Annotated in this window: 14 protein-coding genes; all 14 read right to left on the bottom strand. The window is 39.6% G+C overall.

Annotated features, from left to right (window positions below):
* Window positions 1-46: 46 nt before the first annotated feature.
* The 14 genes from ACFSKL_RS19980 to ACFSKL_RS19915 all read right to left on the bottom strand — a co-directional run bounded on the left by ACFSKL_RS19980 (window position 47) and on the right by ACFSKL_RS19915 (window position 17,737).
* Window positions 47-769, bottom strand: a complete 723-nt coding sequence (locus ACFSKL_RS19980) for a hypothetical protein (protein ID WP_376888693.1) — start codon at window positions 767-769, stop codon at window positions 47-49.
* 32 nt (window positions 770-801) lie between these two features.
* Entirely contained in the window at window positions 802-4,281 is a 3,480-nt protein-coding gene (locus ACFSKL_RS19975; protein WP_376888692.1) for a hypothetical protein, read from the bottom strand.
* Between the two features lie 18 nt (window positions 4,282-4,299).
* The gene (locus ACFSKL_RS19970; protein ID WP_376888690.1) at window positions 4,300-8,001 is read right to left on the bottom strand and encodes a sensor histidine kinase; all 3,702 of its coding nucleotides are present in this window, start codon (window positions 7,999-8,001) and stop codon (window positions 4,300-4,302) included.
* Between the two features lie 187 nt (window positions 8,002-8,188).
* On the bottom strand, window positions 8,189-8,452 hold the full coding sequence (locus ACFSKL_RS19965) for a hypothetical protein (protein ID WP_376889134.1): 264 nt from the start codon (window positions 8,450-8,452) through the stop codon (window positions 8,189-8,191).
* A 32-nt stretch (window positions 8,453-8,484) separates the two neighbouring features.
* On the bottom strand, window positions 8,485-9,039 hold the full coding sequence (locus ACFSKL_RS19960; RefSeq protein WP_376888688.1) for a DUF420 domain-containing protein: 555 nt from the start codon (window positions 9,037-9,039) through the stop codon (window positions 8,485-8,487).
* Complete coding sequence (locus ACFSKL_RS19955; protein WP_376888686.1) at window positions 9,026-9,694, bottom strand: SCO family protein; 669 nt, start codon at window positions 9,692-9,694, stop codon at window positions 9,026-9,028. The genes ACFSKL_RS19960 and ACFSKL_RS19955 overlap by 14 nt, the downstream gene beginning before the upstream one ends.
* 85 nt (window positions 9,695-9,779) lie before the next feature.
* Window positions 9,780-10,109, bottom strand: coding sequence for a cytochrome C oxidase subunit IV family protein (locus tag ACFSKL_RS19950; RefSeq protein ID WP_376888684.1), 330 nt, complete (start codon window positions 10,107-10,109; stop codon window positions 9,780-9,782).
* A gap of 21 nt (window positions 10,110-10,130) precedes the next feature.
* Window positions 10,131-10,907, bottom strand: a complete 777-nt coding sequence (locus ACFSKL_RS19945) for a cytochrome c oxidase subunit 3 (protein WP_376888682.1) — start codon at window positions 10,905-10,907, stop codon at window positions 10,131-10,133.
* 23 nt (window positions 10,908-10,930) lie between these two features.
* Entirely contained in the window at window positions 10,931-11,512 is a 582-nt protein-coding gene (locus tag ACFSKL_RS19940) for a cytochrome c oxidase subunit 3 (RefSeq protein ID WP_376888680.1), read from the bottom strand.
* Between the two features lie 2 nt (window positions 11,513-11,514).
* Window positions 11,515-12,417, bottom strand: coding sequence for a heme o synthase (cyoE, locus tag ACFSKL_RS19935; protein ID WP_376888678.1), 903 nt, complete (start codon window positions 12,415-12,417; stop codon window positions 11,515-11,517).
* A gap of 4 nt (window positions 12,418-12,421) precedes the next feature.
* On the bottom strand, window positions 12,422-13,495 hold the full coding sequence (locus tag ACFSKL_RS19930; protein WP_376888676.1) for a COX15/CtaA family protein: 1,074 nt from the start codon (window positions 13,493-13,495) through the stop codon (window positions 12,422-12,424).
* Entirely contained in the window at window positions 13,476-15,365 is a 1,890-nt protein-coding gene (locus ACFSKL_RS19925) for a cytochrome c oxidase subunit I (protein ID WP_376888674.1), read from the bottom strand. Before ACFSKL_RS19925 ends, ACFSKL_RS19930 begins: the two co-directional genes overlap by 20 nt.
* 16 nt (window positions 15,366-15,381) lie before the next feature.
* Complete coding sequence (locus ACFSKL_RS19920) at window positions 15,382-16,419, bottom strand: cytochrome c oxidase subunit II (protein ID WP_376888673.1); 1,038 nt, start codon at window positions 16,417-16,419, stop codon at window positions 15,382-15,384.
* A 25-nt stretch (window positions 16,420-16,444) separates the two neighbouring features.
* A complete protein-coding gene (locus ACFSKL_RS19915; protein WP_376888671.1) occupies window positions 16,445-17,737 on the bottom strand; it encodes a quinol:cytochrome C oxidoreductase in 1,293 nt (430 codons plus the stop codon).
* Between the last annotated feature and the right edge of the window lies 1 nt (window position 17,738).

Here is a 17,738-nt window from a genome sequence, read left to right as displayed (position 1 = left end):
ATGGTTTGCTTTACTAATCCGGTTTTCAGTTTTTTGATAGAAAAAATCAATAAGAAAGATAAAACGATAGGTTTTTGTACCACATTCCACCTTTGTAGAAATGGAAAAGGACTTTTGCCAAATCTGCCTGATAATATTTTGAAGTTACGAGCATGGTACAATGATGCTTGACAGCATAAGACCAGAAGTCTCCGATTCTCGTGAAGTTGAATTTTATGAAAGAGGTCTCATGGGTATTTTCGCTAACCAACTGGATCAGCTCCTGCTCTTCCCTCATCTTAGATTTTGGTATAAATGAAGGTGAAATGATCGTTGCTTTGCTTCCCTTGATATTGTTTTGGAACAAGGCTATAAAGTTCCTGATCAAATCCCCGGAAGCTGGTGTCCCATCATAATGAAAAAGCAAATGGTCAGTTGATAGTTTTTCCTCGTATAACAAAACCGGAATGGAACATGGATTTTCTTCAAAGACTCTTGGAATCTCCATCTCATGTAGCCAATTCAATACATTGGGCAAATATGCTGTGATCAAACTTGGTGAATGATTGTCGACACAATCCAAACCGCTCCCGTTATTTTCCAGGAGTTCACCGAAACCAGCAGGCAATTGATTGCAATAATGCTTTTCAATCAATTCTTCTGGTATTAATAGTTTTGAGTCAAGCCCTTCTTTCACTTGCATAGCTTTTTGTGATCTTTGACACAAAGCTATAGCCCTCAGAAGTGTATTTACGTGATTAAAATAAGCTGAAAACATGATTGATGTCATGTTTTATCCCAGCTTCAAAAATATTGCTTCCCTTAAAACAATGCTGTCACCTGCATTCTGCCGACATGGACCAACCTTCCCAAACCCTGGGAATTCCTGCCCTCATAGACCATATTCATCTGCAAGCCTTCCCCTATTTTTTGAAGCCAATTAAAAGTCCAGGTAAGGTTATTGCCAACTGTCAATGCCTGTAACATTTCATAGCCGGTCGGGGAATTTGCCAATCCATTGTAGTCGATACGGATATATTTCAGGTTGGTATTGATGGTGGTTTTGATTGCCTTGGAATATCTCAAATCCAGCGCCATCTGATGCAACAATGCCTTTTCTTCCAACTCGACATTTGCGACATTGGTTTTATTGGTGAATTGGTACATAATCGTAGAACGAAAAATGCTACTAGGTTGCCAAGCGAATTCCGGTCCTAAGCCAACTTGTTCTATTCTATAATTTCTGTTTTCCAAAAAATCAGAAGCTGCTATTCTCTCTCCCGAAAACAACACAAACCGAAAATTAAAATTGGGGTTGAAATTGAATCTGGAATTCAGACGCCAATCTTTTTGCATCAAATCCTCAAAACCACCAGCCAAAAGCTGTTTGTTTTGGCTGTCAAACAGGGATAGGTCAAAGCCATATTTTGGAGAGGCCCTGTTGAAGAAAAATGAAGTCCTGATTACCTGCCTGACAGATATCAAGTCTTCCTCAGCAAAACCACCCACAAATGGATTGACCCTTTCCCAAAACTCATTGGATGTAATTTTCTTTTCGACACTCAAACTGGTGGTATTAGAAAACTTCTGGACGAAAGATTTCAAACCACCTTCTTTTCTCCAATCATCAGGAAATTTGGCATTCAATCTATAATTGAATATGGTAGAGTATGCCTGGATAAAGTCAGTAGTTGGTACAAAAACTTTGATAAAACTCTTTTCCTCTGGATTCACAGCAATATAAAACTCATTCAATTGCTGGATCCCATCTTCGTTATCATCCCGCCAAGCGTGCGTACCTTCCCCAGTCGGTACTGGCAAAAACACATACTCCCGTCTAAACTCCCGACCATTTCCCAAAGCATACGACAACTCATTTCTGATATTCCCATCATACAAACTGCTGAGATAATCAATCTTTCCAAGCACTGTAGTCTCTACCTCGTTCGAGTTTCTTAGGAACCTTAATTCCCTGTAAGTGAAAGTCCCTTTGAAATCATGGTTGCCAAACTTACGCTGCAACCCATAGTTTGTAGCAAATGCTTCCGTATCCGGCAACATCTCTCCTCCTATAGGAAACTGATCCTGTCTCCAACTGGCATCTACAAAAAACGAATAGGGCAAAGTGTCATTTGATTTCAAATAGACTACTTGCTCAATGAAATTCATAGCAGTACTTACGACTGAATCGGATTCGATATCCCTCACTGTATTTCTATCAAGCATCAGCTTGTAGCCCGGCACGAGTACCTTGGATCTGTAGCTCACATCACCTGTATATCGCAGCCAGTCTGACTTCAAGTTTCTGACATCACTGTCCAACCTAAAAAAATCATTCTTGATAAAAACCCTTTCGCCTATCTTCTGGTTGAAAGTTGCCAAATGTTGTGTTCCTGATAAAATATTCCCTCTATTCCTCAGGTTGAAACGGTAAGAGATGGATTGGTCTAAATTTTTATATAAAGCCAATTGCGCATTGAAAATCCGCTCACTTCCGGGGTCTTGCAAGTCCTCGGGCGTCAAACTCCAGTCCCTATCAAACTCGATATACCTCAAGCGATCAATAAAACCAAAACTCTGGGAATTGTACTCCATTTCCGTCAATGCATTGAAAGTATAATCCTTCAATTTTGAAAACGTCCTATTCTCTGAAACCACACCGGATTTGATCGCAAAACCATTGTTGTCTTCATTGTCCAATTCGGAAAACAGATTCTCATCAGTGTTGGAAAAAGCCATTTCAGTATAAATCTGCTCGTATTTATTCAATTTAAATCTCGATCCTGCTGTAAACATCTGTCTTTTGTTGGGAGCTGGAAGAGGGGAAAGGATAGAATATCTCCCCTGTGCAACACCATTTACCCTCGGAACATACTCGAAGACTGGGCCATTGGAGAGCTGTTGTCGTCTGATATAATCCCCATTTCCCAAGCCAACTTCAGAAAATCCAATAGCAAAATGAGCATTTTCGGGATCAGTCGAATATTCATAAAAAACAACCGGCAATCCCCTGTCGTCAAATGCTTCCACTTTCCTATACAATATTCTATTGACATCAAAAGCTACCGAATCTACCCTTGGCACAGCGGCGGCGTCCAGATCATCCCCGACTGATGCCAACAAACGCTTCTCCGTATCTGAAAAATCAAAGAACAAAGGTCTATTTCTATTATCCTGTTCCCTGTAGAAATTCATGTAAAAAGAAAGCTTGTCAGTTTCCTGAATATGGTTTGCAGTCAAGATTGATCTGGAAAAATTTCTCTCTGCATATTCAAAATCAATTCTTACCCTTGAATATTGCGTGATCAGGACTTTGGGTGTGAATGTAATTTCCCCTTGGTTGTAATCTATCACATAGTCGTAATTGAAACCTCGCTGCAATTGTTTTCCATCCAAAAACACTTTTTCGGAATTTGCCATGATGATGACAAACCTTTCGTTTTGAGGACCGGGAATCCTATATGGACCAAGAGTCCCTTCCATCACCTCAAGCTGCATGGATGCAAATTTACCTTTTGCCACCGATGCTGCCACTTGGGTAGAAGCCTTCCATCGATCCCCAATCTGATAATCAGTAGTCAGTTGGGCTCCTTGGACATTTTTATAATAGCGCAAAAACTCCGATTGCCGCTGTCTCAAGACCACATCACCGGCAGAAAGATTGAATTTATCATTGTAAATTTCCACCAATACATTGTCAAAATCCTGAAGTTGTTGTGTGTTTCCTTCTGGTTGAAAAGGCACATTCTGATCAGTGATACTTGCACGGATGTTTAGGTTTTCAGAAAGTGCCCCACTCATTTGTAGATTGAGGGATGAATTCACAAAAACATTTTGGGTATTCCCAAAGGACACTCCCCGTGTCAGGTTTCCCGATTTATTCAAATTGGTGGAAGGAAACAACTCCTCCCGAAAGTCAAAACTCGGAATAGCTTCTACCCTGTTGTTGCGGAACATGGCCATGGAATCATAATCCAACAACAAGGTCCGCTTGGCTGCTTGGTGGTGTAAACTGTAAGGAAAAACCCGATAACAGACTTGTAAAGAATCAATTTGAGAATCATTATTAAGATCTACTCTTATTTTTCCAGAATTCAAATGATATGAAAAATTATAAGACCTAGCCGTCTTATTCCTTATTGTGATACTTTCTTCAATGACTGAAAGAGAATCCAACAAAAAATCATTTTTCAGAACCTCAACATCAATCCACTTGCACTTTACCCCAGATTGTGCGAACGACAATACTGAGACCTTTGTCAAAAACAACCCTAATAAAACTAAGCGTCTCAAAGCAAGCATTGGCATCTCAATATTGCCCTAAGGTAATATTTCAAAAGACAGGAAAAAAGAAGAACCTTTTCCTACTTGGGTTTCAAACCAAATTTTGCCACCGGCTGTCTCTACCCCTCTTTTTGCTATAGCCAACCCCAATCCTGAGCCTTCTGATTTTGTACTGAAGTTCGGGATAAAAATCTTGTCTTTCAATTCTTCCGTAATCCCTTTGCCATTGTCACTGATCTGTAAGACAGCTTTGTTGTCTTCTACCTTCAAATACACTTTTATCTGAGGTTTCTTCCTGGCATCTACAGCCTGGATTCCATTGATGATCAGGTTGGCTATCACTCTTCCAAACAATTGGTCATCTCCCATGACCGGAACCTCAGCTCCAGAGGTCAAATCTTCAAAGGTGACTGTACCTTTTTCCCTGTTCTTGAACAACTCGATTGTTTCCAAAACAACTTTTCTGAAATCCATCAGGTCATTTTTCGGCAAAGGCATTTTGGCAAAAGTCGAGAATGAAGTGGCAATGTCACTCAAGGTATCCACCTGGTTGATGAGGGTCTCAATTGGTTTTTTCAATTTTGCAGGATCATCCAAGCTCCCCATAGCCTGTAGCCTAAGCATGTGCTGAAGGGTCAATTTCATGGGAGTCAAGGGATTTTTGATTTCGTGGGCTACCTGCTTGGCCATTTCTCTCCAAGCAGACTCCTTCTCTGTATTGGACAGTATTTTTTTACTGGCCTCCAGCTTGAAAAGCATATTGTTATATTCATTTACCAAAAGCCCTATTTCATCATTTGAAGGCCAATACATAGGTTCATTACTATCCAAATCCGTAGTTTTTAACTTTTGGGTCAAAAGATTGAATGGAAAAGTCAGGTTTTTGGACACGAAATAAGATACAAAAAGAAACAGGATAAATATCAGCACAAAGATATTGGCGATGTTGCTCAATACATCCGCAATCAATAAATCCAATTCCGACTCAGACTCAAAAAACGGAATTGCTACGATCGCACGGATCTGCTGGCTATCCGAAGACCTGATAGCCAAATACACCGACTTGTAGTGCAATGCCCCTATTTCTTCATCCAACAATGTACGGTTATTTTGCCCTTCTACGATTTCGACAATCGCACGTGGATTGATAAATTTTGTCAATATGCCTTTATCAAAGGTATTGGGTTGGGAAGTTGCCATCATTTGCCCTTCGGCATCAAATACATTGATCTCCACATTTGTAGTTCCGGCAAGATTATTCACCATCTCCACAAAGTCATCTTTGTCAGCCTCACCTATCGCCTGCTTCTCCAACACTGCAGAAAGATTATCCCCTACCAAGGATGCTTTTTGGAAATATTGCCTATTGAGTTCTTCTCTGTAAGAATTGGTCAAAAGCCCGATAATGATCAAACTGATGGTCAAAATCGGAAAGAAAAATGCAAAATTCAGGTACATCTGAAGTTTGGTGGCATAATTGAAATTGAATCTTCCCAACCCCTGTTTCAGTGTAAACAAGAAGACGCTGATAAGTGTAAGAATAATAAACGAAACAAAGAAAAGTGATATATCTGCAAGGATATAATAAAGTGGATAAATCGGTGATGACACGACGACCATCCTATCATCATTCGATAGGCCTAGGTGATGGTATTTCCTGACGTATATACCTTGGGTAAATAGTTTTGACTGATTTTGGAACGTACTTAAGTCCAAAGCACGGTAATTGAAGATCCCCACCGAATACTGTAGCTCCCCGTCAGAAAATATTGCATAATCATAATTCCGATCATTGACGTTTAGGTTGTATTTTCTGTCCATCATCAACTTAGGAAAGACAGAACCTGGTTGGATTTTCAGTTGTCTCAATTCCAAAAATATGGTTCCTATAAATAAGTTTTCACGATACAGTGGAATGAATGAAATATACCTATTGCCTACGCCTTCTTTTCCTCTCTTAACAAAATATAAATCACGAACAGTAGTGGCAAAATCACTCTTGATATAGCTCAATCTTAAATGCTGCAATTTTTCCTCATCCAGCCTATCCAAAATGTTGTCCCCAGAAGTATTAAAAACCTTTATCCTCAAATCGTACTGGTCGAAATAATTTCCAATATGGAATTTTTTGATTTTTCTCCCTACGGCTTCATTGGACTGGAATGGATCTGCAATCGTGTTTTTGATAAAAAGATCTGACTTTATCCTATCCATGATTCCGGCTAGGTAAAACTCTGCCATTACATCATTCTCTACCAATTGTTGCGTTCCAAACCTGATTTTTGCCTGTTGCTGTCTTTCCAGATAAACTTGGTGTGATGCGATCCCTGTGATTATCGCCCCTATAAAGCATCCAAAGAAAAAAGTGAGAAAGGTATTGAATCCCAACTTGAAAATATTCTTGTAAAGTTCAAAACTGATAATCGATATCAACAAAATCAAATGAGCTATGAATGCAATCAGATAAACCCAGTTGAAATACCCGATTGCCAACCCTACCGGAATTGAATAATACACGAGGCAACGAAGCGCATCGGATTTTGACACCCTATTCCCATTCAAAACCAAATTGACCCCCAATATCGAGAACAACATGTACATAGCTCCCCCAAAAAACACAATCAGCAAGCTGATAAATTTAAGGTAATCAAATGCCGGGATGGACAAAATATTCAAATCCCATTGGGAATTGCTCAGGATATTTATGTACAATCCATAAAAAAGTGCCAGCAAGGCTGTAGAACCAAAATAAGCCAAGACCACAAAAAGCCCAACTTTGAACCTAGCGCTAAATGAATTGAATTCCTCCTGAAATCTTTTGCTTACAAGAACCCCCAACATCATGGAGAATATCACCAAGGTACAAAGAGTGTTCAGTAGCAAGTCTCCCAGACTTGGGTTGAACCAAGAAGAAGCATAGTTCTTGGCATCAAACAACGGGAAATCAAAATAGCTCTGTGGAAAATTGAAAAAAATCATAAATGCCCTGATGGCAAACAATATCCCAAATGCATACATGATCGCCAAATACCTTTTTCCCTTACTCCATATCGCATAGACAAAACCATACCCTATGATGAGAGTCAATAGAAGCAATGAAAAGAAAAACACCAAAAGTGTCAGATTCCTGCTTTTTGCGACAGGTTGATAACCAGCCTCAAAGCCTACAGAAAAGATAAACTCCCCTTTTATACTCTTGATATCATATGCTCCAGGCTGGCTTTTGCCCAGTAATTTCACCCCATTATTTCCAAAGACCTCAGGATTGAGTCCTGATATCAAAAAATCATTTTGAACTTCTCTTTTATAGCCTAAAGGGTATAGTTGAACCAGGGAATAGTTCTGATCAAACCTTTTGATATGCCTTAATCTTATATAATATGAGCCTTTGGCATCCTCCAAGTACTGATGGGGCTTGGATCTATCTATGGATTCAAAATCCACATAGTGTATGAAATCCGACCAAAAAACCAATTCCCCCTCACTATCAAAAACATAATAAGGATGGTGGCTAGGAACGAGAAGATTTGCAAATGTCAAAGCTTCATCCGGTCTGTTCTTCATCAGAATAGCTATAAAATCCTCGTCAAAACCCGATTCTATTTCTTGTATCTTCTGCTCTATGGGTTTGGAAAGCTGGTCTTGTCCTACCCTTTGTCCCAAAAAATAGTTAAGTGCCAATAGTACACCTATGGCAACCACTGCTGATAAAAGTATGACACGTCTCTTCTTAAGCATATTCTTGATAAAAGTAAAAAAGCAAAGTTTATAATCAAACTTTGCTTTACCCTTTAAATCCCGACGACTCTATCCATGGCCGAAAGGTGTGACTTACTGCCATAAAGGTACGCTTTTTAGATTGCATGCCTTTGCTGATTGGCTAAATCTAATCCCATCGTTCAGGGGGGAGATACCTCTTTCTATATTAAAATCTATCTCCCAAAAACGAAAATTTTGCTTTGCGCTTCTTTGCATTTCTATACCAAAGGTAACCAATAACGGCAGCGATCAGATACGGCATGGCAAACAAATATAGGATTCCCATATTCAAGCCAGCACCGATAGTCGTGTCTCCATTGCTGATATTATTCTCCACTGATGCCCTACACATAGCACACTGTGCAAAGGAACTCCCCTGCACCAACACGAATGTCGTCAACAAAAACAAAATTTTCACAATAAACTTCATTGCCATTACAACGCTCTATTTTTTAAAATAGTTTAGAATGTATAATATGGGCTGATCATAAGGTATACCAACACTCCGGAAACAGTAACATATAGCCAAATAGGGTAGGCAAACCTGACAATTTTCTTGTGCTTCTCCCTTTGGTCTGTATACCCAAAATAGTATGCCAAAAGGATCGGAAACAAAGCAATTGCTGCAAGTATAATATGCGTAATCAGGATAAAATAGTAAACAGACTTCACCAAGCCCTCCCCTCCAAATGAGGTACTTTCAGCAGCAGCATGGTAGATTACATATGACACCAAGAAAATAGCCCCCAACCCAAAAGCTGTGGTCATTGAAGCCCTGTGCAATTGGATATTCCCTTTTTTGATAAATACCAAACCCAGGATAAGTGCCACTGATGCAGCAGTATTGATCACAGCATTGAGATGCGGCAGAAAATACACCCATTCACTAGCAAGATCTATCTTGTTTGGCATAAAAAGGAGAACAGCCACCACCACGGGGACAGCAATGGCAATCACCGTGACCCATTTGATAATCCCCCTATCTTCTACACTACTGAGCAAATCATTCTTTTCCATACAACAGAATCTTTGTTTCTACTATTAATCTATCAACTTCTTCCCTTTGGGTCCCACTATAATACCCCCTAATCCTACCTTCTCCATCCACCAACACAAACTTGTCCGAATGGACAAAATCATCCGGTACATCACCACCATCCATTGCCGGAAGGATAAATCCACACCTAGCGAGGTCATAGGTGACATCCTTATCCCCAGTCAAAAAATGCCATTTATCTTTCGTCGCTTGGTGCAACTCGGCATATTTCATCAAAATCTCTGGTGTATCGTATTCCGGATCTATTGAGATGGAGTAGATCTGAACATCATCAATATCTCGAAAAACATCATTTACCCTTTCCATTTCTGTGGACATGACCGGGCAAATGCTTGGACATGATGTAAAGAAAAAATCAACAACTGTAATCTTTCCTTTCATCTCTTCACTTCCTGATTTTTCGTTGTATTGGTTGGTAAATTCAAATGAAGGGATCCTATGCTGCTCATTCTCCACAAAATCACATTCCATCAAAGGGTTATCTACTCCCGATTCATAGTATACAGGTATGTCATAGGTATTTGTAGTCATCGTCTTTAGGAAAACAATGATCAATACCGGCACCATCAATATACATAAAAGGACAAATCCTTGCAGTACTCTAATTCCTCTCATTGCAAATTCTTTATACTGATAACAAAAAAGTAGGTTGAAGTTCCCCCTCCAACCTACTTTTTTTCAAATAAAATAAATTATCCTACTACCATCTATACATAAAGATGTCGGTACCTTCTTTCACCAATGCGATAACCAACCATACCAGAAAGATAAGTGGGACAATAATAGAGTAGAATAGCGGTTTGGCTTCTTCCCCAAGGTGCATGAATTCCATCATGATATACTTTGCTTTCCAGATAGTCAAGGCTATGAATAGGAAGTAAAGCAACAATCCCCTGTCCATCGTAAATGCCATGATAAATTCCACTACAGTAATTGCAAGTAGGATTCCGGCGGTTTTCCAGATTTTTTTGATTTTTTCATTATCTCTTGGAATCACTTCCAAAGCAGATTTATTTTCGTGTGCTGCCATATCAAATAAGATTTTATTCTTTTAGATTAAGTAGAAAAAGGTAAATACAAATACCCAAACAAGATCTACAAAGTGCCAATATAGACCAATTTTTTCGATCATTTCATAATGACCTCTTCTTTCATATACTCCTACTGCTGCTTGGTAGAATGCCAAGAACAATAAAGCTACTCCTATCGTAACGTGGAATCCGTGAAAACCTGTAATGAAGAAGAACAATTGCGCAAAAGCCGCAGGACCATATTCATTGACAGCCAAATTGGCACCGTACACGGTTTCCTTTACGACTTCATTCATGGTATTGACATAAGTCAATACAGAACCTCCGTCAGAACCGTGGATAAAGTGAGACCATTCCCAAGCTTGACAGCTTAAGAAACAGATACCTCCTAGCAATGTCCAAAGCATCCATTTCACGACATCTTTTCTGTCATTACGATGGCCAGCTTCCACTGCCAATACCATAGTCACAGAACTCAAAATCAATATAAAGGTCATCAAACCCACAAATACCAAAGGCAAATGCATGCCATGGGCAAATGGGAAAGCATCAAATACAAGTTCAGGAACTGGCCAGTATTCGTTGGAACCTTGGAAAGTATCCATAGAACCGGCATATCCAGGATAACTTACCCTAATTGCGGCATAGGTAATTAAAAAGGCGGCAAAAGTAAAGATATCTGATAGTAAGAAAAACCACATCATGAGTTTTCCATAACTGGCATTGAGTGGTTCATTCCCACCTCCCCAGATTCCTCTTTTGGAGCTTACTCCAATCGCTGTCGCAGTCGTTGACATATGAATTTATTTTACTTTATTAATTAATGATTTAAAAGCATGAATGTGAAAAGATACAACCATAAACCTCCCAAGAAATGCCAATAGGTGACACACATCTCCATAGGCACCATTGACTGGGAATGTACTTTGTATCTGAAGGACGAAATTAATACAATAATTAGAAATATCACACCGCTAACCAAGTGTAATGCATGCAGTCCAGTGAAAATATACAGAAATGATCCTGAAGGATTGCCCACCAAATACACATCCATATCTACAAGTGCTACAAAACTATACCATTGCCCCACAAGAAAGGCTACACCCAATGCAGTTGCTATCGACATTCCAATCCTCAATTGTGCCAAATCATCCTTTTTAGCTGCAAGGTAAGCCCAATGCAAGAAAATACTACTCAGAATAATTATCCCCGATGTATAGTAAAACACATTTGGCAAGTCAAATTCAAGCCAATTGCCTTCTGATTGACGGACGATATATGCACTAGTCAAACCAGCAAAAACCATCACTACTGTAACCATAAATAGCCACAGTGAGAATTTTTTTGGATGCATGGCAATAGGTTGCTCTGCACCTTCGATATATGTGAATTTCTCTTCCATAGTTAAACCTTATCCAATAAATATGCAATCTGTACTATTGGAAGATACAGAAATGATCCAAACATGATTTTCAACGCTGACTTTCTCGAACAATCACGCATCAAAGAAAATGTTTGTGCCAAGAACAATACACCACATACTGTGGCTACTATTCCAGAATTAAGACCCGTCAAACCAAAATAGGTAGGCAACAGACCAAGTGGCAACAGGAACAAGGTATAAATCATAATTTGGATTGCAGTGTTCAAATCCTTCTTGCCACCACTCGGCAATAGCTTAAAGCCCGCCTTTTTGTAATCTTCATCCCCTACCCAGGCAATCGCCCAAAAGTGAGGGAACTGCCAGATAAATTGGATACCGAATATAATCAAGGCCTCATGCGAAATAGCACCGGTAGCCGCTGTCCATCCCAACAATGGGGGCATAGCTCCAGGAATAGCCCCTACAAAAACCGCAATTGGGCCTACCCTTTTCAATGGAGTGTAAACGAATACGTACAAAACCATACTCAACACCCCAAGGCCAGTAGTGATTGGATTGGTGAAAATCCATAGGATGCTTACACCTACCAATGCCAATATTGAAGTAAACCAATAAGCTTCCTTCAAGGTGATTTGATTCAATGGCAGCGGTCTATTTTGTGTCCGCTTCATCAATTTATCATAATCCCTCTCCCATATTTCATTGGCTGCTCCAGAAGCTCCTGAAATCAAGAACCCTCCCACCATAAGTGCAAAGAACTTGCCCCAAGAGAACATCGTCCCGGAATCACCCAATATAAATCCAAATACGGCAGAAAAAGTAACCAAAGCAGACAGCCTGAATTTGATCAATTCATAATATGCCTTTGCCCTAAAAGCAATTGCATTCAACAAAGTGTCTTCAGAAATTTCTATAGCTCTCATGAACTTAATTTACTATGTTTAATTTTCTTTGATCCATCAAATTGAGCAACAGTAGAAACTGTATCCCAATAATCAACGAGCCAAATACTAAATGTACAGGTTGTAAAAAGGGCGGTATTGCAAAATAAGCCATTCCTACACCAGTCAGGATTTCAATGAATATCACAAGCAACAGCAATTGTGAAAGTTTGAAAATCCCTGAATCACGAACTGAATATTTATAGATTTTGAATATAAATACCAAGTGAATTCCAAGCAGCAACAAGGAATAAGACCTATGGATCAAAAAGGATATACCCAAGGATTCAATCCAGGTACCCCTCATCATATTGCCTAAAGCAAATGCTACTTGATCTATCTCCTCCCTCACTTGCGTCCCCAACACTATCTGTCCCATCATCAATACAAATCCAAACAAGAGAAGATAGTAAAGCCTACTGGCGTTCTCAGTCCTGAATTTGATGGTTTTGTTCAGATGATGCGCTCTGAAATGTATATAGATCAATAAACAGACAAGCAGCAAGGCTAGCAACATATGGAGTGTAATCATCCATGTCAGCAAGTTTGTCGAAACGACAATAGACCCAATCCATCCCTGAAATAGAACCAGAACTAAACTTAATATTGAAAGCAATGGGATTACTTTATCTTCATTCCAAAGGTACATTGACCTGTAGACAGTAAGTATGATAAAAAACCCAATCAAAACCCCAACCAGTCTATTCACATATTCAATCCAGGTTTTCACAGGGTTGAACTCTTCTTCTATCAGAATAGACTTGTCATTTTTTATTTCCTCAGCTTTTTGGGAAAATCCAAGTTTTTCAAGACTTGCAACAAAACGGTCATTTTTTTCGATCCGTTTATTTAAATATAGCTCTTGATAATTGTATGGGAGCTGATTCACGCTCGTAGGCGGAACCCAGCTCCCAAAACATTTTGGCCAATCGGGACATCCCATACCTGAACCGGTACTGCGAACGACACCTCCAACCAGTATCAGAAAATAAACAGCTATCACAGTGATCAAGGAGATCCTGCGAAAGCTGCTTATATATTTAAGATTCTTTTGATTCATTAGCTACCAATACATCTTCCTCATCTGCAATTATCTCTTTTTCCAATTTCACCAATTCCTGTTCATGGGGAAGGTTGGATTCTGGAGTAGCAGAAAGTGGCACAGTCTGAGGGATAAAATCTTCACTAGCCCCAGGCTTGGAATAATCGTATGGCCATCTGTATACCGAAGGGATTTCACCAGGCCAATTCCCATGGCCAGGATTGATTGGGGTCGTCCATTCAAGTGTAGTAGATCTCCAAGGGTTCGCACTTGCCTTTCTTCCTCTGAACATACTGTAGAAGAAGTTGAACAAGAAGATAAACTGAGCGGCAAAAGTAACAATGGCAGCTACAGATACGAACATATTCAAATCAGTATACATACTACTGAAATCATATGATGTAAAGGAATAGTATCTTCTAGGGAAACCTGCGATTCCAATATAGTGCATTGGGAAGAACACCAAGTATACGCCGACAAAAGTCAACCAGAAATGGATATATCCCAACCTTGCATCCATCATTCTACCAAACATCTTAGGGAACCAATGATATATACCAGCCATCATCCCAAAGAAGGAAGCTGATCCCATTACCAAATGGAAGTGGGCTACTACGAAATATGTATCATGCAGTTGGATATCAATAGCTGAATTACCCAAGAAAATACCAGTCAAACCACCTGAGATAAAGAAAGACACGAGTCCAATCGAAAACAACATTCCAGGAGTGAATATCAAATTACCTCTCCACAATGTGGTCAGATAGTTGAAAACTTTCACTGCAGAAGGTATCGCAATGATCAAAGTCAAGAACATAAAGACTGAGCCCAAGAACGGATTCATACCAGATACAAACATATGGTGGGCCCATACTACAAATGATAGAATGGTAATCCCCAACATGGAGATGATCATCGCCTTGTAACCAAATATTGGTTTTCTTGAATTGGTAGCAATTACTTCGGAAGTAATCCCCAATGCAGGAAGCAATACGATATAAACTTCAGGGTGTCCTAAGAACCAGAATAAATGTTGGTATAGCACTGGGCTACCACCGGTATTTGGCAATGCCCCTTCCCCACTGATATAGATATCAGCAAGATAGAAAGATGTCCCAAAACTACGGTCAAAGACCAGCAACAATGCGGCGGCAAACAATACTGGAAAAGCCAAGATTCCAATTACTGCAGTAAGGAAAAATGCCCAAATAGTCAAAGGAAGCCTTGAGAAAGTCATTCCTTTTGTCCTAAGGTTAATTACAGTAGAGACATAGTTGATTCCACCCAACAAAGAAGATGCAATGAAAAATGTCATGGCAATAAGCCAAAGCGTCATCCCTGTTCCCGAACCAGGGATAGTTTGCTCCAAGGCAGACAATGGAGGATATACTACCCAACCACCACCTGCAGGCCCATTCTCCAAAAACAAAGATATGAACATAATCGCACCGGAAATAAAGAAGAACCAGTATGAAAGCATGTTCATAAACCCAGAAGCCATATCTCTGGCACCGATTTGAAGAGGGATCAAGAAGTTGGAGAACGTACCACTCAAGCCTGCTGTCAACACAAAGAATACCATGATGGTACCATGCATTGTTACCAGTGCTAGATAGAAGTTCGGATCAAGTTTACCACCATCATCTATCCATCCACCCAAAATTGGCTTTAGGAAAGACATATCCATATCAGGAAACCCTAATTGCAACCTAAACAGTATTGAAAGGAATCCCCCAATCAATGCCCAAAAAATACCGGTTACCAAGAATTGCTTACCGATCATTTTATGGTCAAGTGTAAAGATATACTTCGTTATGAAGTTTTCGTGATGTTCATGATCGTGATCATGATCATGAGCACTATGTGAAGCTACGTTAGCTGTTGCCATAATGAATTTTATTTAATTACTTATGTTCGCTGATTGTGATATCAGCCAATTCCTTTAATTCTACAGATAAATTCTCCACAAGCGCAGGATTGTTTACGATGTAAGGCTTCTGCTCTGACTTCCATTTTTTGAACTCTTCAGGCTCTACCACCTTGATGATCTTTTTCATTGAAAAATGACCACGTCCACAAATTTCAGTACATGCAAGTTCATATTCAAACTCCTCATTGCCCAACTCAGCACGCATCTCTTCGGTAGTCTTTGTAGGTGTAAACCAAAACCTGGTAGGCATCCCTGGAACTGCATCCATTTTCAATCTCATATGCGGAGCAAATACAGAGTGAAGTACATCCCTTGCCCTGATTTTGAACAAAACAGGCTCACCTTTCGGCACATAGATAACAGGGGAAGAAAAATCATCAAAAGAGTTTTTGTCGCTAAAATCTACCCCTGATTGATTGTTTACTTCATTGATAAGTCTGTAGTCGTAATTGCCCAAGACATTGTCCATTCCCGGATATCTTACTTCCCAAGCAAATTGATACCCCATGATTTCAATTACATGGGAGTTGTCAGGTGCAGGAGAGGTGATATCAGACCATGCTTTCAAACCACCAATCACAAGAAGCGCAAGAACAACCGCAGGAACTACAGTCCAGATCACTTCTAGTTTATTGTTATCAGGATAGAAAGTTGCCTTTCTCTTTTCGTTATATTGGTATTTATAGGGAAACCAAAACAACAAGATGTGTGTGATTATGAAAACTACACCAGTGATGGCCATAGTTATCCAAAACAACTTATCTGTAACGGCACCATGTTCTGATGCCAATGGAAGTGTATAGTTATCAAACTCCTTGATAGAATACCAAAACATCAAAGCTCCACCTGCCAACAAGAATACAACAAATAGAATTGCATTGACTTTATTGCTGCTGGAAGCAATCTTCTTGTCAGATCCTTTTACTACTGACACCAATGTCTGTATCCTGTAAACCATCCAGATTATGGATAGTAGGAGCAAAATACCAACTGCTATAAGAAATCCGTACATAATTTTTTACTTTTTCGGATAAATATTAAATGTGATGATGATAACTCTCTTCCAACATCGGGTGGTTTTTAGCTACTAGATTATTTTTAGCCAATCCTTTAAGAGCCACAAAACCAAAGGCAGAAGCAAATACTAGCAACATGCCTATCTCCATCAATCCAAAGCCACCATTATGGCCCAATGTACCAGGTTGAACCATCAAGAAGAAATCAAACCAATGGCCTAAGATGATCAATGAACAAACTACTTTCAAGAAGATCGCATGTCTTTTGGCGTCACGTGTCATTAAAACCAAGAATGGCAACACAAAGTTTAAAGCTAGATTTACAAATATAAACGGGCTATACACATCGCTTGACAACCTTTCTACAAAGTAAACTGACTCTTCTGGAATGTTAGCATAATAGATCAAAAGGAATTGGGAAAACCAGATGTATGTCCAGAAAATAGAGAAGGCGAAAACAAATTTACCCAAATCATGGATATGGTTTTCATTGACCATTTCCAAGTAACCTTTTTCCTTTAGGAATACAGTAATCAATGTGATGACTGAAAGGCCCGCTACAAACCAAGATGCAAATACATACCATCCAAACATGGTAGAGAACCAATGCGTATCGATAGACATTACCCAATCCCAAGCGGAGATAGAAGAAGTGATACCAAACAAGATCAAGAAGATCGCTGACCACTTTCTGATATTTGACCAATTGTGTGAACCAGTCAAATCATCCTCTGCAAAAGAAAGGTTTTTCAACTTATTGAAAAAGAAGATCCATATTCCGAAGAAAGCAAACATTCTAACGATATAGAAGATCGGGAATGTACCTTTTTCCATAGGCCAATAGAAGAAAGCCCCTTTGCCATCAATGATTTTATCATAATGGGAATCATTCACATCAAATAGGTAGCTATGTGTCCAGTGGAATAAATCATGATTGGCAACAAAGAATGTTACGATCATCAATACCGCTGCAAATGGAAGCCAATTGCCAAGAGACAACATCACCCTCAATATTCCGGCAGACCAACCTGCTTGGGCAGCGTACTGAATCGCAAAGAAGAATACACCAATGACTGCTATTCCTGTGAAATAAACATTGTTGATCCAAAGGTTTGCATACAATCTTTGGTACCAATGGAATGCATGGCCACCAGCTTCTTCAGCATGGCCGTGGTGTCCACCACCAAAAATCCCTGTCAAAACCCCTGCAATCAAGAGTACAGCACCTATTCCCAGCCCTATGAATAGGACTTTCTTTATAGAAGCCGTGAAATCAAATTTCTGATCTAAGTTATAGTTTGAAACGTGCGCCATG

Source organism: Belliella marina (genome assembly GCF_042682445.1).
In the GTDB taxonomy this organism is placed as follows: Bacteria; Bacteroidota; Bacteroidia; order Cytophagales; family Cyclobacteriaceae; genus Belliella; species Belliella marina.
This window is presented reverse-complemented; position numbering and strand designations above follow the sequence as displayed.